Source organism: Gordonia sp. BP-119 (assembly GCF_016924115.1).
In the GTDB taxonomy this organism is placed as follows: domain Bacteria; phylum Actinomycetota; class Actinomycetes; order Mycobacteriales; family Mycobacteriaceae; genus Gordonia; species Gordonia hongkongensis.
On record NZ_JAFFZF010000013.1, the window covers coordinates 31,743 to 47,612 of the forward strand.

At 69.1% G+C, this 15,870-nt stretch carries 18 protein-coding genes; 7 read left to right on the forward strand and 11 right to left on the reverse strand.

The genetic code is table 11. The annotated features are described in order from the left end of the window. Positions 1–50: 50 nt before the first annotated feature. Positions 51–1,259 (reverse strand): adenylyltransferase/sulfurtransferase MoeZ, encoded by a 1,209-nt coding sequence (gene moeZ / locus JW364_RS09980; RefSeq protein WP_055475546.1) that lies wholly within the window; start codon positions 1,257–1,259, stop codon positions 51–53. A gap of 58 nt (positions 1,260–1,317) precedes the next feature. Beyond that, positions 1,318–2,361, reverse strand: coding sequence for a DUF3152 domain-containing protein (locus JW364_RS09985; protein WP_055475547.1), 1,044 nt, complete (start codon positions 2,359–2,361; stop codon positions 1,318–1,320). Positions 2,362–2,427: 66 nt separating this feature from the next. Between JW364_RS09985 and JW364_RS09990 the strand changes: the two genes are divergently transcribed. Continuing rightward, positions 2,428–3,162: a TetR/AcrR family transcriptional regulator gene (locus tag JW364_RS09990; RefSeq protein ID WP_058251898.1), complete on the forward strand. Its 735-nt coding sequence runs from the start codon at positions 2,428–2,430 to the stop codon at positions 3,160–3,162. Between the two features lie 78 nt (positions 3,163–3,240). Here the strand turns inward: JW364_RS09990 and JW364_RS09995 are convergent, their stop codons facing one another. Together JW364_RS09995 and JW364_RS10000 are read right to left on the reverse strand one after the other, a co-directional pair. Then, complete coding sequence (locus JW364_RS09995) at positions 3,241–3,471, reverse strand: DUF3107 domain-containing protein (protein ID WP_004023442.1); 231 nt, start codon at positions 3,469–3,471, stop codon at positions 3,241–3,243. Between the two features lie 125 nt (positions 3,472–3,596). Further along, the gene (locus JW364_RS10000) at positions 3,597–4,310 is read right to left on the reverse strand and encodes a ferritin-like fold-containing protein (RefSeq protein WP_078113366.1); all 714 of its coding nucleotides are present in this window, start codon (positions 4,308–4,310) and stop codon (positions 3,597–3,599) included. Positions 4,311–4,597: 287 nt separating this feature from the next. On the opposite strand from JW364_RS10000, the gene JW364_RS10005 reads away from it, so the two are divergent. After that, positions 4,598–6,208 (forward strand): DEAD/DEAH box helicase, encoded by a 1,611-nt coding sequence (locus JW364_RS10005; RefSeq protein WP_137810418.1) that lies wholly within the window; start codon positions 4,598–4,600, stop codon positions 6,206–6,208. A 16-nt stretch (positions 6,209–6,224) separates the two neighbouring features. Continuing rightward, positions 6,225–7,499: a hypothetical protein gene (locus JW364_RS10010; protein ID WP_137810417.1), complete on the forward strand. Its 1,275-nt coding sequence runs from the start codon at positions 6,225–6,227 to the stop codon at positions 7,497–7,499. Positions 7,500–7,530: 31 nt separating this feature from the next. Here the strand turns inward: JW364_RS10010 and JW364_RS10015 are convergent, their stop codons facing one another. Continuing rightward, positions 7,531–8,319 carry a ParA family protein gene (locus JW364_RS10015; RefSeq protein WP_055475550.1) on the reverse strand — a complete coding sequence of 263 codons (789 nt, stop codon included), beginning with the start codon at positions 8,317–8,319 and terminating at the stop codon, positions 7,531–7,533. A 100-nt stretch (positions 8,320–8,419) separates the two neighbouring features. Further along, a complete protein-coding gene (locus JW364_RS10020) occupies positions 8,420–8,851 on the reverse strand; it encodes a hypothetical protein (protein WP_055475551.1) in 432 nt (143 codons plus the stop codon). A gap of 129 nt (positions 8,852–8,980) precedes the next feature. Between JW364_RS10020 and JW364_RS10025 the strand changes: the two genes are divergently transcribed. Continuing rightward, a complete protein-coding gene (locus tag JW364_RS10025; RefSeq protein ID WP_171011664.1) occupies positions 8,981–9,931 on the forward strand; it encodes a diacylglycerol kinase family protein in 951 nt (316 codons plus the stop codon). On the opposite strand, the gene JW364_RS10030 is transcribed toward JW364_RS10025, so the two are convergent. Further along, positions 9,868–11,058, reverse strand: a complete 1,191-nt coding sequence (locus JW364_RS10030) for an MFS transporter (protein WP_055475553.1) — start codon at positions 11,056–11,058, stop codon at positions 9,868–9,870. The genes JW364_RS10025 and JW364_RS10030 overlap by 64 nt on opposite strands. Positions 11,059–11,472: 414 nt before the next feature. Between JW364_RS10030 and JW364_RS10035 the strand changes: the two genes are divergently transcribed. Beyond that, a complete protein-coding gene (locus tag JW364_RS10035) occupies positions 11,473–11,727 on the forward strand; it encodes a WhiB family transcriptional regulator (RefSeq protein ID WP_004023450.1) in 255 nt (84 codons plus the stop codon). A 121-nt stretch (positions 11,728–11,848) separates the two neighbouring features. Here JW364_RS10035 and JW364_RS10040 read toward each other — a convergent pair whose 3' ends face one another. Together JW364_RS10040 and JW364_RS10045 are read right to left on the reverse strand one after the other, a co-directional pair. Further along, the gene (locus tag JW364_RS10040; protein WP_055475554.1) at positions 11,849–13,354 is read right to left on the reverse strand and encodes a sensor histidine kinase; all 1,506 of its coding nucleotides are present in this window, start codon (positions 13,352–13,354) and stop codon (positions 11,849–11,851) included. 39 nt (positions 13,355–13,393) lie between these two features. Beyond that, complete coding sequence (locus tag JW364_RS10045) at positions 13,394–13,609, reverse strand: biotin/lipoyl-binding carrier protein (RefSeq protein WP_055475555.1); 216 nt, start codon at positions 13,607–13,609, stop codon at positions 13,394–13,396. A gap of 243 nt (positions 13,610–13,852) precedes the next feature. On the opposite strand from JW364_RS10045, the gene JW364_RS24640 reads away from it, so the two are divergent. Further along, a complete protein-coding gene (locus JW364_RS24640) occupies positions 13,853–13,927 on the forward strand; it encodes a 50S ribosomal protein bL37 (protein ID WP_369758845.1) in 75 nt (24 codons plus the stop codon). 114 nt (positions 13,928–14,041) lie between these two features. Here the strand turns inward: JW364_RS24640 and rsrA are convergent, their stop codons facing one another. Continuing rightward, entirely contained in the window at positions 14,042–14,329 is a 288-nt protein-coding gene (gene rsrA / locus JW364_RS10050) for a mycothiol system anti-sigma-R factor (RefSeq protein WP_055475556.1), read from the reverse strand. Continuing rightward, positions 14,326–15,135, reverse strand: coding sequence for a sigma-70 family RNA polymerase sigma factor (locus JW364_RS10055; protein WP_058251904.1), 810 nt, complete (start codon positions 15,133–15,135; stop codon positions 14,326–14,328). Before JW364_RS10055 ends, rsrA begins: the two co-directional genes overlap by 4 nt. Before the next feature lie 177 nt (positions 15,136–15,312). Here JW364_RS10055 and ybaK point away from each other — a divergent pair, with 177 nt between their 5' ends. Beyond that, entirely contained in the window at positions 15,313–15,810 is a 498-nt protein-coding gene (gene ybaK / locus JW364_RS10060) for a Cys-tRNA(Pro) deacylase (RefSeq protein ID WP_068971504.1), read from the forward strand. The last annotated feature ends 60 nt before the right edge of the window (positions 15,811–15,870 follow it).

Below are 15,870 nucleotides of genomic sequence, written 5' to 3' on the forward strand. Positions count from 1 at the left end.
GGAAGGCACGCGGCAACCACCCGCACCGACGTGCGGATCGATGACCGGGCTCAGTAGACCGGCAACGTCTTGTCGACCTGGTTCGCCCACGCGGTCACGCCGCCCTGCAGGTGCGTGGCGTCGGCGAAACCGGCTCGCTTCAGCGCAGCGAGCGCCTCGGCGGACCGGATGCCGGTCTTGCAGTAGAGCACGGTGGGCCGGTCCTGCGGCACCTTGGCGAGACCCTCGCCGGAGAGGATGTCGCCCTTCGGGATGAGGGTCGCGCCGTCGATGCGGACGATGTCCCATTCGACGGGCTCCCGGACGTCGATGATCGCCAGCTTCTCGCCCGCGTCGATCTTCTGCTTGAGTTCGACGGCGGTCAGCGTCGACCCCGCGGCGGCGTCGGACGCCTCCGAGGAGACGACACCGCAGAAGTCGTCGTAGTCGATGAGGCCGGCGATCCGCTCACCCTCCGGATCCTTGCGGATCTTGATGGTCCGGTAGGTCATGTCGAGGGCGTCGTACACCATGAGACGACCGAGGAGGGGCTCGCCGATCCCACAGATCAGCTTGATGGCCTCGGTGCCCATGATCGATCCGATCGAGGCGCAGAGGATGCCGAGTACACCGCCTTCGGCGCAGGACGGCACCATCCCGGGCGGCGGTGCCTGCGGGTAGAGGTCGCGGTAGTTGAGCCCGCGGCCGTCGGGGGCGTCCTCCCAGAAGACCGAGGCCTGACCCTCGAAACGGTAGATCGACCCCCACACGTAGGGCTTGTGCGCGAGGACCGCGGCGTCGTTGACCAGGTACCGGGTCGCGAAGTTGTCGGTGCCGTCGAGGATGAGGTCGTACTGCGAGAACAGTTCGATCGCACCCTCGGGCTCGAGCCGCTGGTCATGCAGGTTGACGGTGACGAAGGGGTTGATCTCCAGGATGGAGTCCCGCGCGCTCTCGGCCTTGGGCCGGCCTATGTCGGACTGGCCGTGGATGACCTGGCGCTGCAGGTTGGATTCGTCGACGATGTCGAACTCGACGATGCCGATCGTCCCGACCCCCGCCGCAGCGAGGTACAGCAGCGTCGGCGAACCCAGTCCGCCGGCGCCGATCACCAGCACCTTGGCGTTCTTCAGACGCTTCTGACCGTCCATCCCCACGTCCGGGATGATCAGGTGACGGCTGTAGCGGGCCACCTCTTCGTTGCTCAGTTCCGCGGCCGGTTCCACCAGCGGCGGCAGCGACCCTGTGGGCGACCCTTGCGATGACACGAACGCCTCCATTGTTCGGGCTGACTACGTACCCCCGGCACAACGGATGAGTCCGCGGCGGCATTCCCGGTCAGCGGGTGGGGAACGGCCAGGGATTGGGACGGCACACGAAGGTCCGGTTGGCCTTCATCTGCGGGTCCAGAGCCATGATCTCGGAGTTCGCGACGCCGAAGGACTGCTGCATCATGATCGGCGCGAGCGCGCCGTCCTCGCGGCACGCCTCGTGCGCCTCGTAGCCGATGCCGTGACCGACCTCGTGGTTGATGAGGTACTGCCGGTAGGCGACGTCGTCACCCTGATAGGACAGCGCACCGCGCACCCATCGGGCTTCGTTCAGCGTTACCCGCGCCTGCGGCGGGTAATAGCACGAGGTCTCCAGGCGGATCTGGTAGCCGCACAACTCGCGGGTGGTGCCGGTCGAGGTGAGCGAGATGCGGAGGTCGGGTTCGCCGCGGTCGACACGGCGGAAGGACACGCGGCCGTCGCCGATCCAGCTGCGCGGGTTGGCGAGCGTCGTGTCCACCATCTTCGCGAAGGTCGGGTCACCGCCGTAGTCCTGCGGGTTGAGGCCGTTCTCCACCTCCACCGTGTAGGTGTACACCTGCCCGCCGGTGCCGACGGGCGGACCGCCGCCGCGCAGGACCCGGAACGTCTTGCGGGCCCGGTCGGTGAACGGGCCGCCCTGGGGCAGCGTCCCGGCGGGCAGCGCGGCCGCCTGGATGTCGCCGGTGGGGGCACCGATCGGGCGGGTCTCCTTGCTGATGTCGGTGTTGCGCGCCGCGGAGTCGGGGCTGGCGGCCGCCGCCGGCTCGAGCGCATCGGTCCGGCCGTCCCGGATGGTGACGACGATCAGCGCGATCGTCAGGATCGTGAGCACCGGGATCGCATAGGCACGCCACCCATAGGTCGAGACGAACCGCCCGAGCGCCGACTGCTTCTTGTATTCCGGCTGGGCATCGCGGTCGACGCGGGGACGTCCGCTGTCGTCGGTCGGGTCCCAGCGCGCTCGTAGCGGCTGGTCCGGTCTGGGGCGTCCCGACGATCTCGGGCCGACATCCTTGGCACGCACCCGGCCACGCTCGGACCCGGGGCCACCGTCCTCTGTGCGGCTCACCGGTCAACTTTCTCACAGCAGACCACCGATACTGCGCAGGAAGCTCCGCCGAGTACTCTCTTGGGCATGTCGACCGCAACCAACGCGTCCGCCGTGCCCGGCCGCAGCACTCGCCTGCCGCGCAGCGCACGACGTATGCAGTTGCTCGACGCGGCCAGTGAGATCTTCGTCGAACGCGGCTACCACGCGGCCGGCATGGATGAGATCGCGGTGCACGCGGGAGTGAGCAAACCCGTTCTGTATCAACACTTCCCGTCGAAGCTCGACCTCTACATCGCGGTCGTGGACAGCCACGCCGAGAAGCTGGTCAGCGACGTCAACACCGCCCTGCGGACGACCACCGACAACCGCAAGCGCGTCCGTGCCGCGGTCCAGGCCTTCTTCGACTTCATCGATCAGGACAACTCGGGCTACCGGTTGATCTTCTCCTCCGACGCCTCCGATCCCGCCGTCATCCGCCGGGTGGAGGGCGCGACCGAGGCGTGCGTCGACGCCGTGTACGGCTTGGTCATGCACGATTCCGGTCTCGATCCGTACCGTTCGCGGATGCTCGCGTCGGGGCTCGTCGGTGCCAGCCAGGTCAACGCCCGCTACTGGCTCGAGGCCAAGCGCCCGGTCGACAAGCAGACCGCCGTGGACACCACGGTCGCCCTCCTCTGGGGCGGGTTGTCGCACTTCCCGCGACAGACGGCGTCGGCTGACGCGCAGCCGGTTGTCGAGCCGAGTGTGGCCGACGCGCAGCCGGATGCGACCGGCGCCGGGAGCGAAGCGAGCGGGCCGACTGTCAACGGCACTGCCTGAACCACTTGCGACACGAGAAGGGGCCTGCACGCCATCCGGCGTACAGGCCCCTTCTCGTCGATCTGGTTGCGCGGCCGGTCAGGAACCGAATCCGACGCGGCGGTTCTCCGACGCGCCCACCTCGACATAGGCGATCTTGGTGACCGGGATCAGGTAGCGGGCGCCCTTGTCGTCCACGAGGGACAACAGCTGCTGCTTGCCACCCAGTGCCGCCTCGACCTCGGCGAAGGCCTTGTCGCTGGTCAGGGTCGACGCGATGGTCAGCTCCCGCGGGCTGTCGGTGATGCCGATCTTCACTTCCACGGCCATGTGCCGCCCTCCTCGGTGTCTGTCAACGCTTGCCGCACAAGGCTAGTGCAGCCGGGGTGCGGCGGGACAGCCACTCCGCTCAGAGCGAAACACCGTCGGCCTACTCCGCCGTGGTCAGGTCCGGCTCAGGCTAGGCCGAGGTCGGCCATCCGCTCGGCGTGTTTGCCGGCGACGACGTCGAAGAACCCGGCGACGCCGGTCAGCGAACTGGCCCCGGCGAAGAGCAGATCGGTGACCTCTTCCTCGGCGGCGAGAACCCACTGCGCATGGGTGATGGCCTCGCCGAGCAGCCGGCGGCCCCACAACACCAGGGCCGATTTGATCGACGGGTCGGCCTCGACGGCCGCCCGGACCTGTTCACGGGCGAACTGGGAGTTGGCGGTTTCCGACATCACCTCGGCCATCACGGCCTGCGAGTCCGGCGGCAGCATGTCGGAGAGCTCGGCGTAGAAGTCGGCCGCGAGTCCGTCGCCGACATACGCCTTGACCAGCGCCTCGTACCAGGTCTTCGGCGTCGTCGCGCGGTGATACTGATCGAACACCGAACGGTAGCGCTCGACGGCTTCCGCGGCGCCGAGGCCGGTCATCGCCTCCACCCGCTCGGCGAGCCGGTCGAAGTGGCCGACCTCGGAGGCCGCCATCCGGGCGATCGCGATGCGGCTGGGCACATCCGGCGCCATCGCCGACTCCTCGATGAGCCGGTGGAACGCGGCGAATTCGCCGGCGAGCAGCACGGCGAACAGCTTCCCGATCGCCGAATCCCGCATCTCGGCCGACGCCACCGAGGTGGACGTCGCAGGTGACGGGGTCGACTCGGACGGGTCGGATGCAGGCGCCATGAGGTGATGGTAGCGGGCCGCCGCGGGGCACCAAGTACACTCGACGGCGGTGCACTCCGACGGGACCCCCCGTCGCTTGCCCGCTGAGCTGCGCGTGGAGCGCGTGCTCGCCGGCGCGAGCGTGTGGATGTGACGACGGCGTTGCTCGCCGAACTGCGAGTTCCTCGCGATACCCGGTCACATCCCCGGTGCCACTACGACATATGCGCGTGCACTTTCGAGCCTTCTCCGTGCGCGCACCGAAACACATCGCGCGCAGACCGGCCCAGAAAGGCACACAACCGCACATGAGCGATTCCGCCGTGCAGACGACCATCGTCGACGACACCCACACCGCCCCCACCTTCGCCGAGCTCGGCGTCGACGACCGTATCGTCTCGGCCCTCGCCGCAGACGGCAAGACCCACACCTTCGCGATCCAGGAACTGACCCTGCCGCTGGCGCTCGAAGGCCACGACCTCATCGGCCAGGCCCGCACCGGCATGGGCAAGACCTTCGGCTTCGGCATCCCGCTGCTGCACCGGCTCGCCCATGCCGAGGAGTCCGGGGTCCGTCCGCTGGACACCACGCCCCGCGCGCTGATCATCGTGCCCACGCGCGAGCTGTGCGTGCAGGTGACCGGCGATCTCCAGGTGGCGGCGCCGTCGCTCGAGGTGACCCTGGCCGATGGGACGAAGCGACCGCTGAAGGTCACCTCGATCTACGGTGGCCGTCCCTACGAGTCGCAGATCGCCGAACTGCAGTCCGGTGTCGACGTCGTGGTCGGCACCCCGGGCCGGCTCCTCGACCTCGCCCAGCAGGGCCACCTCGTCCTCGGCAAGGTGTCGATCCTGGTCCTCGACGAGGCCGACGAGATGCTCGACCTCGGCTTCCTGCCCGACATCGAGCGCATCATGTCCGCACTGCCGACGCCTCGTCAGACGATGCTGTTCTCGGCGACCATGCCCGGTCCGATCGTCACCCTGGCCCGCACGTTCCTGAACCGGCCGACCCACATCCGGGCCGAGAACGCCAACGACTCCGCGGTCCACGACCGCACCAAGCAGTACGCCTACCGGGCGCACGCGCTGGACAAGGCCGAGCTCGTCGCCCGCATCCTGCAGGCCGAGGGTCGCGGCGCCACGATGATCTTCACCCGCACCAAGCGCACCGCGCAGAAGGTCGCCGACGATCTCGCCGAGCGCGGCTTCAAGGTCGGCGCGGTCCACGGCGATCTCGGTCAGGTCGCCCGCGAGAAGGCGCTCAAGCGGTTCCGCGACGGCACCATCGACGTGCTGGTCGCCACCGACGTGGCCGCCCGCGGCATCGACATCGACGACGTCACCCATGTCATCAACTACCAGTGCCCCGAAGACGACAAGACCTACGTGCACCGCATCGGCCGTACCGGTCGCGCCGGGCGCACGGGCATCGCGGTGACCCTCGTCGACTGGGATGAGCTGCACCGCTGGGAGCTCATCGACAAGGCGCTGAATCTAGGTATCCCCGATCCGCCGGAGACCTACTCGACGTCGGAACACCTCCGGTCGGACCTGTCGATCGACGAGTCGAAGACGGGCCGGATCGCCGCCGCCAAGCCGCCGCGCGACCCCGACGAGACCCGGGAGACGCGCGCGGACCGCGAGCCGCGCAAGCGCTCGACCCGCACCCGCCGTCGCACCCGGGGCGGACAGACGGACGCCAATGGGACGTCCACCGAAGCGGCTGCTGAGTCCGCGACAACCGAGACCACGACGACCGAGTCCGGCGCCGACGCCGGAACGCCTGCCGCTGACGGCACCGCGAAGCCGCGTCGCCGTCGTCGACGTCGGGGTGGCGCCAACCGCAAGCCCGCCGGCGAGCAGACCACCGCGTCCGACGCCGGCGCGTCGGAGTCCACGGCAGCTGTCGCCGACTGACCACCGGCTGACCCGCGTGGCACGAGTCAGGCCCGAACGGCGCCGCCCGATCGATCTCGCGGTCACCGCGGCCATCGTGGTCGTCGTCGCGGCCCTGTGCGTCACCGCCTGGGCCCTCAGCCCGGTTCGCCACACCGCGAGCGTGCCGGCCGCGGCCGTACCCGCCGCGGTGCAGCCGGCACAGTCCGTGCCCGCGAGTTTCGTCGCGCGCTGGCGGGCCGACTCCGACGCCACCCGCGCCCCGGCGATCGGCACCTCCGCCGTCGTCACCGGGAACGGCGGACGGGTGGTCGGGCACGACCCGGCCACCGGACGCGAACTCTGGTCGTACAGCCGCGATCTCGACCTGTGTGCGGTCGGTACCGCCTGGACCGGGAGCGCCGATCTGGCGCTGGCCGTCTACCGCAACAGCCGCGGTTGCTCGGAGGTGACCGCTCTCGATGCGGGCACCGGCAGCCGGAAGGGCGCCCGCACCAGCGACGCCGACCCGGAGGTCCGGCTCGCGACCGACTCGGGGTACGTCGTCGCGCAGGGCCCCCGCCGGATGGAGACCTGGGGTTCCAATCTCGTTCGCGGAATCGAATACGGCCGGGTCGAGGCGCCGGTCCGACCGGAGGACGCGCCCGATCGCGTCGACTGCGAGCTGTTCTCGTCGGTGGTGTCGGGAGATCGGGTGGCCGTCGTCGAACGCTGCGCCGACGACCCCGGGTATCGGCTCACGGTCCTCGGCGCGGTACTCGGCGACGACGAGAAGGTCGAACAGTACGGGTCGACCCTCATCACCGGCGACGTGAGCGGACCGCCGCCCGTGGTCATCGCGATGTCGTCGTCGGGGATCGCCGTGTACGACGGTGGCGCCGCACCGGCCGAACCGCCCACGTTCGACGCCGAGAGCGGGCCGGCGATCCGCCGGTTCGACACCGACGCGAACGCGGCGGGGACCAACACCGTCGCCGGCGACTCGACGCCACCGGCCGGTAGCGTCCCGATCTCCTCCGACGGGATCGTCACCTACTGGACCGGGAAGGCGACCGTCGTCCTGAATGCCCAGACGCTGAATCCGATCTACCAGGTCCCCGGCACATTGGGACCCGGCCAGATGATGGCGGGACAACTCCTGCTGCCGAGTACCACCGGGATCAGCGTCCGCGACGTCGCGACCGGCCGGGAGATCCGGTCCATCCCGCTCGCCCGGAGCGGACCGGCCGCGCCCGTGGTGAGTCTGCGTGTCCTCGGCGACATCGTCGTCGAACAGCACGGACCCCGGATCGAGGCCTTCGGCCCGGGCTGACCCCCACGGCCCCCGACCGCAGACCCGACTGTCAGACCTCGAAGGTGCCGACCTCGGCGCCCGCCTCCCAGTGCTTCCACAGATTCTCGGCGAGCGCGCGATATGCCGTCGCGCCCTTGTTCTTTCGGCCCCGCATGACCGACGTCCCGGAGGCGGAGGCCTCGGCGAAACGCACTGTGCGCGGGATGGGCGGGTCGAGCACCGGCAGGTCGTACCGATCGGCGACGTCGGCGAGAACGTCGCGGCTGTGCGTGGTCCGGGCGTCGAAGAGGGTGGCCACCGCACCCAGCATCGTGAGGTTCGGGTTGGTGATCTGCTGGACCTCCCGGACGGTGCGCAACAACTGTCCGACGCCGCGATGGGCGAGCGTCTCGCACTGCAGCGGCACGATCACCTCGTCGGCCGCGGTGAGACCGTTCAGCGTGAGGACGCCGAGCGACGGCGGGCAGTCGACGATCACGACGTCGAAGTCCTCGCTCACCTCCGCGAGTGCACGCTTGAGGGCATACTCCCGCCCCGGGCGCATCAACAGCAGCGCCTCGGCGCCGGCCAGGTCGATGGTCGCCGGCAGCAGGGTGACCTTGTCCTCGGTGTCGAGCAGGACATCGGCGATCTCCTCGTCACCGAGCAACACGTCGTGGACCGAGGAGGTGAGCTGATCGGGATCGTGCCCGAGCGAGAAGGTGAGACACCCTTGCGGGTCGAGATCGACGACGAGGACCGAGACGTCGAGATCGGCGAGGGCGGCACCGAGGGACTCCACCGTGGTGGTCTTGGCGACCCCACCCTTCTGATTGGCAATCGCGAGGATACGCGTCATGCGCCCTACTGTACGACCGCCCGGGCGTGGATCGTCGGATGAGAGTCCACCTCGGCTGCGCGGCGCACCCGGACGGAGGAGAACCGGCCGGAGGAGGATGTCAGCGCTCGGGTTCGAGTTCGTCGGCGAGCCACCTCATGGACGCCGGACTGAACAGCATCACCAGGACCGCGAGCGCCGCGAGCGCCAGCGGCACGCCGAACACCGGCCATCCGCTAGTGAACAGGTAATACGCCACCGGCAGCAGCAGGATCTGCGCCACCATGGCGATCGAGCGTCCCCACCGCCGCCCCGAGAGCAGCGCCAGACCGCCGACCAGTACTCCCCCGCCGATGATGCCGAACCAGGCCGCGGTGCCGTAGCCGCTGATGGTGGTCTCCTCGTGCCCGGCCAGGCCGCGCACGACCAGGATCACCGCGACCGCAACACCGGCCAGCCCCTGCAGCGTGGTCACCGCACCCGCGATCTTGATCTGGCGCGGGGTCACCGACGGATCGGTGTCGGACTCCGGACGGCCGTTCTCGGTGCTCACCGTCCCAGGATATTTGGTCCTCTCGCGCGGACCTCCGCGGGTGTGCGCACCGGAGCGATGGCGCCGTACACATCCGCGCGATTACGCGCGGGCGGCGACGACCCCATATCCTCGGGTGTCGTGCGTGTCATGCTCATCGTCAACCCGTTCGCCACCGCGACCAGTCCGGCCGGTCGCGACGCGCTGGCGCACACCCTGAGCGCGCATTTCGACCTCGACGTCGAACTCACCACGCACCGCGGGCATGCGTTCGAGCTCGCCGCGCGCGCCGCGGCCGAGGACTTCGACACCGTCATCGTGCACGGCGGCGACGGATCGGTGAACGAGGCCGCCAACGGACTGCTCGACCCGCCGTCGAGCAGCGATCCCGACCGGCGGCGGCCCGCCCTGGCCGTGATCCCCGGCGGTAGCGCCAACGTCTTCGCCCGCACGCTGGGGATCGATCCCGACCCGCTGCTCGCGACACAGCAGATCATCACCCTCCTCGACGCGGGACGCAGTCGCCGGATCGGACTCGGCCACACCGATGACCGCTGGTTCCTGTTCAACACGGGCATGGGCATGGACGCGGTCGTCATCCACGCGATGGAGGACAAGCGGCACGCGGGCAAGACCGCGACGCCGGCCCGATACCTGTGGACCACGATCACCAGCTTCCTGAAGCAGTCCGGTTCGTCGGCCACGTTCGACGTCGAGATCCCGGGCCGGAACCGGATCGTCGGCGCGCGTTACGGTTTCGTGTCCAACACCAGCCCGTGGACCTATCTCGGACCGCGCGAGATCCGCACCAACCCCGGCACCGGTTTCCACACCGGCCTCGGGGTGTTCGTGGCGACCTCCACCGGTGTGTTCCGTAACCTCCCGCTGGCGACGCGACTCCTGTCACAGGCAGATCCCAAGGCACGCCACCTCTTTCGGGATGACGACGTCGACGAGGTGTGCTTCCGCGCGGAGGCCCCGATCGACGTACAGATGGACGGCGATTACATCGGGGCGTTCCGCGACATACGTTTTCGTCATCGCCGCGACGCCCTCACGGTCATCGCACCGCCGATCAGCACCGCCGACATCACGACGTAGGGCAGCGCCGCCGCCGCGAAGAGCCCGGCCGGACCCAGCCATGTCGACCCCAGCGCCCAGCCGGCGAAGGCCAGGATCGCGACCACCTCCTCGCCCATCCCGGCCAGCGAGGTGACGGTGGCCCGCGATGCCGATCTCAGATGGTCCTGCAGTTCGGCGTCGGCCACGACCCGCGCCCACCCCAGGATCCCGAACGCCGTCGCGACGCCCGCGGCGCCCACCGGGTGCCCCCACAGCGCCGACCCGATGAGCACGACCGCGCCCACCCCCACCGCCGGCCCGATCGCGTCGACCGACCGGAACCGCCCCGCCGCGAGCGCGCCGCCGATGTCACCGGCCGACACCACGATCATCAGCAGCGCGACCGCCGCCGGATCGGGCTCGGCGGCGGCGTCGACCACGAACGACGCGATCAGCAACGGGAGATACTCGTCGAGCGCCGCGACCCAGGTCAGCGCCACACCCAGCAGCAACATGCGCCGTGCGACCGGCTGCGTCCGCACCGAGCCCCAGCCGTGGCGGACGATCTCCCGCCAACCGAGGTCGGGGTCCGCGTCCTCGGGTTCCGGTGGATCGGCGGCGGCCTCTCGACCCTCGGGCAGCATCGCCGACATCACCGAACACAACACGCAGGCGACGACGCTGGCGGCGCCTGCGGCGTCGTAGCCGCCCCACGCGAACAACGGTGCGGCCGCCGCGGTGCCGCCGATCACTCCGATGGCCCCGGCCGCCCGCATGAGCCCGGTCAGTCGGGCGTAGTCCTGCGAGCGCCTCAGCCGGTTCAGCTCGTCGTAGACCAGCGCCTGTGTCGTGCCGGACCGCAACGCTCCACCGAGGGCCCACAGGACGAATCCGGCGGCGAAGGCAACGAACGACGGCGCCACCGTCCACAGCGCGAAACCCGACGCGGTGATCAGCGGACCGGCGACCAGCAGCTTCCGTCGGGACACGCGGTCGGCCAGCACACCGGTGGGGACCTCGACGATCACCGACGACACCGACCAGATCACGAACAGCGCCGAGATCTCGGCGGGCCCGAGCCCGGCGCCCGGAATCCCGGGGTCGGCGAAGAGGACGGCGTACAGCGGGTAGAGCGGGATGAGGTCTTCGAGGAGGGCGGAGCCCACCGCCGCGGCTGTCAGCCTGCGGTGGGGCCGCCGGGGCGGTGTGGATCAACATCGTCGGCGCATGTGGTGAACAATACCCTCGGCGTCCGGCCACGTCACGAGCGTTTTTCACCGGCGACGGGGTCGCGACCTGCAGAAAGTCGTCGACAGTACCGCCGCGAGACGCGTAGGCTACAACAAGGCCGTGAGACAAAGTGCCCGGACCCCCCTTCGGGAGTCCGCGACCGTAGTGCTAGGCGGGTGACGTGATGTTGCCCACGTGTGAAGCAAACCCATTGACTTCGGCCCGATTCGTGAAAGTATTCACAAGCAACAACGCGGAAACATTTGGTGCGCCGCGTGAACTGAGAGTTACAGCCGACAATCACCAGCAAGACGATCGAGTGGTGCGAACGCGCCCGAAGGAGTAGTGGAATGGACTGGCGTCACAAGGCCATCTGTCGCGACGAGGATCCGGAACTGTTCTTCCCCGTGGGGACCAGCGGCCCGGCCATCGCACAGGTCGCCGACGCGAAGCTCGTCTGCGCGCGGTGCCCCGTCACCGCCGACTGCCTGTCGTGGGCCCTCGAGTCCGGCCAGGATGCCGGAGTGTGGGGCGGCATGAGCGAGGACGAGCGACGCGCACTCAAGCGCCGTACCGCACGTACGCGTACCCGGAGCAGCGTCTAGGCCTCGACGGCCGGCATCGTCCCGGACTCGAAGAAACCCGGCCGCGGCCGGGTTTTTTCGTGCTCTCGTCCCCACCGTCCGGCGGAAACCGCGGTCAGACAATGCGGTACGCGACCACGGCTCACGAGCGCAGCGGAATGTAGACACCCACTTCGGTTCCCGGGCCACCCGGATTGGACCGGATGTCGAGCTCACCGCCCAGTTCGATGGACACCAAGGTCTTGACGATCTGCAGGCCGAGATGGTCGGACGTGGCCAGATCGAAATGCTCCGGGAGACCGGAACCGTTGTCGCGGACCGCTATTCGAAGGCCGCGCACATCCCGTTCGGCGACGACCGCGATCTCGGCGTCATCGTGCGGCGCGCCGTCGAAGCCGTGTTCGATCGCGTTCTGGATGAGTTCGGTGAGGACCATCACCAGCGGCATCGCGAGTTCGGCGGTCAGCACGCCGAGCCGATCGCGATGGCGCACAGCCACCCGCGCCTCCCCCGACGCGACATCGACCAGGATCGGGACCAGACGATCGACGACCTCGTCGAGGTCGACCTCCTCGTCCACGCTGCCCGACAACAACTCGTGGACGAGCGCGATGGAGGCCACTCGGCGCACCGCCTCGTTGAGCGCCTCGCGGGCATCGGAGTTCGACGTGCGCCGCGCCTGTAGTCGCAACAGCGCCGAGACCGACTGCAGGTTGTTCTTCACCCGGTGGTGGATCTCGCGGATGGTGGCGTCTTTGCTGATGAGTGCGCGGTCGCGTCGCTTGACCTCGGTGACGTCCCGGATCAGGACGACGCTTCCGGTCGTCTCGCCGCGCGGACGGAGCGGCACGGCGCGGATCAGGGCCGTCGCGCGGCGGGCGTCTGCCTCCACGCGCATCCCGATGTCGCGGTAGGGGCCGGTCGGGATCTCGGCGACGCCGGCCGCGATGTCGAGCATCAGTGCGACGTCGTCGGCCTCGAACGGTTCGGTGATGAGTTGCTTGACGACGTCGGACAAGCGGGTGTGATTGAGTTCGGCGGTCCACCCCATCCGGTGGAAGGCCGACAGCGCGTTCGGGCTGGTGTAGGTGACGAGGCCCTGTCCGTCGAGACGAACGAAGCCGTCGCCGGCGCGGGGCGTCGACAAGCCGCGCGGATTCCCCTCCTCGTGCGGAAACGTGCCGTCGGCGACCATCTGGCACAGATCGTCGGCCGAGTCCTGATAGGCGAGTTCGAGCGGCGACGGCAGGCGCGGGTGGGTGAGGTCGACAGCTCGGGTCGCCACGGCGATCACCTCGCCGTCGAAGCCGACCGGAACCGCTTCCTGCCGCATGGCCGTCGCGCCGAACCAGGTGGGGTCCTCGTCGCGCAGGATGCGGGCGGAGGTGAAGGCGCGCAACACCTGTGGATGGGCTTCGGTGTCGATGACGCGGCCGACCTCGTCGGTCGGGAAGACCGTCGAGGCCGTGTTGGGACGGCATTGCGCGACCGTGACGACCGCGCCCGCCTCCGTGCGCACCGACAACAGGAGGTCGGCGAACGAGAGGTCGGCAAGCAGTTGCCATTCGGCGACGAGGCGCTGCAGATGCGCGGCTGCCGAGTCGGACAGCGTGGTGTGTTCGGCGAGCAGGTCGGAGAGGGTGGACATCTCAGGACACGGGGGCGACGACGGGCCGGGGCCGGTTCACTACTCGTAGACGGCGATCACATCGCCGGCCTGGATGACGTCGCCGACCTCGACCTTGACCTCGGCGAGCGTGCCCGGCTCCTCGGCCAGCACGGGGATCTCCATCTTCATCGACTCCAGCAGGACCAGGGTGTCGCCGACCTCGATCTGCTCCCCTGCGGCGACGCGCACCTCGAGGACACTCGCGACGATCTCTGCCACAACGTCTTCTGCCATGCACCCAAATTAGCCCACGGCGTCGTACCCGGAGGTCCCGGTGCCGGGGGCGTCAGCAGAGGTGTTTTTGGTACGTGGGAGAATCCCTGAGACACTGTGATGTCCCGATCACCAGGGATGTCTTCCCCGGATGACACCAGGGATGTCCTCCCCGGCCGATGCCAGGGTTGTCTCAGCACAGCTGAACCAGTACACGGCGGGCCCGGTCCCACGGCGCCCGCCCCGCAATGAAGGAGATGCGTCATGGGAAAGCGCGGACGCAAGAAGCGTGCTCGTAAGAAGAACGCTGCCAACCACGGCAAGCGCCCCAACGCCTGATCACCGCACCACGCGGTCTCGGCGAGCGAGCAAGCCAAAAAGCCCGGGTACGGCCTTCACAGGCCGCCCGGGCTTTTTCGTGGGTTGTGGTTGTTGTGCTCGAGCTCGACGCGATCAGCGATCGGATTCGGAGACCTCATGCACGATCACGGTCTTGCGGATCTCGATGCGCAGACGGTCGCGCAGGCTCTGCGGCGCCTGGTCGCCGCCGCACTTCCGGTTGACGAGCGCCTTGAGCTGCTGTTCGATGCCGTAGTGCGCCAGGCACGACGGGCAGGAGTCGAGATGGCCCTGGAGTCGTTCCCGGGCGTTCTGGTCACACTCGTTGTCCAGCAGGAGCCAGACATCGGCGATGACGGCCGAGCAGTCGAGCTGGGTCAGCTCCGGATCGACGTCGCTCATCGCGCCACCTCCGCATCCGCCGCCGCACGTGCGGAACGATTGAACCCGCGCTCACGCGCGACGTCGGCCAGCAGCTCGCGCAGCTGACGGCGACCGCGGTGCAGTCGGGACATGACGGTACCGATCGGGGTGTCCATGATCTCGGCGATCTCCTTGTACGGCAGGCCTTCCACATCGGCGTAGTAGACGGCCATCCGGAAGTCTTCCGGCAATTCCTGCAGCGCGGCCTTGATCTCGTCGTCGGGGAGGGCGTCGAGCGCCTCGATCTCCGCCGACCGCAGCCCCTGCGAGGTGTGCTCGGCGGTCGCCGCGATCTGCCAGTCGGTGATCTCGTCGGTCGGGTACTGCGCGGGCTGACGCTGCTTCTTGCGGTAGCCGTTGATGTAGGTGTTGGTGAGAATCCGGTAGAGCCAGGCCTTGAGGTTGGTGCCCTCCCGGAACGACGCGAACGCGGTGAACGCCTTGATGTAGGTCTCCTGGACCAGGTCCTCGGCGTCGGCGGGGTTGCGGGTCATCCGCAGCGCGGCACCGTACATCTGGTCGAGCAGCGGCAGCGCGTCACGCTCGAACCGCTCGGTCAGCTGTTCCGGCGACTCGTTCGGATCGGCCCGGCGAGGCGCCTTGGCGCTCCCGGTACGGCCGGAATCGGGTGACTCTGTGTCGGATGCTTCTGTGTCGGACACTACGATCCCTTCGATGGGAGGCATCACGGAGATGTTGTCGATCAAGCTTACCGACCCGTCCCCCACCGAGAGAGGCCTCGGTTCGACGCGCTGCGGGAGCTCCATCACGGCCGCTGTGCTCATATGCCTCTGACCTCCTTCGTGTCCGTCTTCATACGTCCGTTGTCCGATCAGTCCCAACAGAGCGCACCGCGCGGTTTGTTCCCGGCCCGCCCCCGCGATCGTCTCGGCGCGGATCACCGCGGCCTCGTGCGCACGCGCTCAGCCGCGACCCCGCTCACGACCAGGAGGTAACCGACCATGGCGTCCACCCCGGCGATCGCCGCGCTCGAACGCGCCCGGATCGACCACTCGGTGCACCGGTACGCGCACGACCCCCGATCGGAGGCCTACGGCGCGGAGGCGGTCGCCGCTCTCGCCGAAACCCTCGGTGTCCGTGCCGAGCAGATCTTCAAGACGCTGGTCATCGAACTCTCCGGCGGGGACCGGCCCGGCCTGGCGGTGGCGGTGGTCCCGGTGCCGGCCAAGCTGTCGCTCAAATCGGCGGCCGCCGCACTCGGCGCGTCGAAGGCGAAGATGGCCGACGCCAAGGCGGTCACCCGGACCACCGGCTACGTTCTCGGCGGCGTGTCCCCGGTCGGCCAGCGGACCCTGTTGCCGACCGTCGTCGACTCCTCGGCCACGCATTTCGACCGGGTGCTGTGCAGCGCCGGCAAGCGCGGGCTCGAGATCGAGCTGGCCCCGGCCGATCTGGTGTCCGTCACCGAGGCCGTCGTCGCCGACATCGCCGTCGGCTGATCGTCGGCTGTCGGAACGGCCACTCATCCCGGTGGCGGGGCACCCACTAGGGCAGCATGG

What these genes read in the sequence shown, in the direction of transcription:
- ybaK (WP_068971504.1), top strand. Translation starts at nt 15,313, where the DNA reads ATGGCGTCCACCCCGGCGATCGCCGCGCTCGAACGCGCCCGGATCGAC.
- JW364_RS09990 (WP_058251898.1), top strand. Translation starts at nt 2,428, where the DNA reads ATGTCGACCGCAACCAACGCGTCCGCCGTGCCCGGCCGCAGCACTCGC.
- rsrA (WP_055475556.1), bottom strand. Translation starts at nt 14,329, where the DNA reads ATGAGCGACGTCGATCCGGAGCTGACCCAGCTCGACTGCTCGGCCGTC.
- moeZ (WP_055475546.1), bottom strand. Translation starts at nt 1,259, where the DNA reads ATGGAGGCGTTCGTGTCATCGCAAGGGTCGCCCACAGGGTCGCTGCCG.
- JW364_RS10055 (WP_058251904.1), bottom strand. Translation starts at nt 15,135, where the DNA reads ATGAGCACAGCGGCCGTGATGGAGCTCCCGCAGCGCGTCGAACCGAGG.
- JW364_RS10000 (WP_078113366.1), bottom strand. Translation starts at nt 4,310, where the DNA reads ATGGCGCCTGCATCCGACCCGTCCGAGTCGACCCCGTCACCTGCGACG.
- JW364_RS10015 (WP_055475550.1), bottom strand. Translation starts at nt 8,319, where the DNA reads ATGACGCGTATCCTCGCGATTGCCAATCAGAAGGGTGGGGTCGCCAAG.
- JW364_RS10025 (WP_171011664.1), top strand. Translation starts at nt 8,981, where the DNA reads ATGCTCATCGTCAACCCGTTCGCCACCGCGACCAGTCCGGCCGGTCGC.
- JW364_RS10035 (WP_004023450.1), top strand. Translation starts at nt 11,473, where the DNA reads ATGGACTGGCGTCACAAGGCCATCTGTCGCGACGAGGATCCGGAACTG.
- JW364_RS10040 (WP_055475554.1), bottom strand. Translation starts at nt 13,354, where the DNA reads ATGTCCACCCTCTCCGACCTGCTCGCCGAACACACCACGCTGTCCGAC.
- JW364_RS09995 (WP_004023442.1), bottom strand. Translation starts at nt 3,471, where the DNA reads ATGGCCGTGGAAGTGAAGATCGGCATCACCGACAGCCCGCGGGAGCTG.
- JW364_RS10005 (WP_137810418.1), top strand. Translation starts at nt 4,598, where the DNA reads ATGAGCGATTCCGCCGTGCAGACGACCATCGTCGACGACACCCACACC.
- JW364_RS10045 (WP_055475555.1), bottom strand. Translation starts at nt 13,609, where the DNA reads ATGGCAGAAGACGTTGTGGCAGAGATCGTCGCGAGTGTCCTCGAGGTG.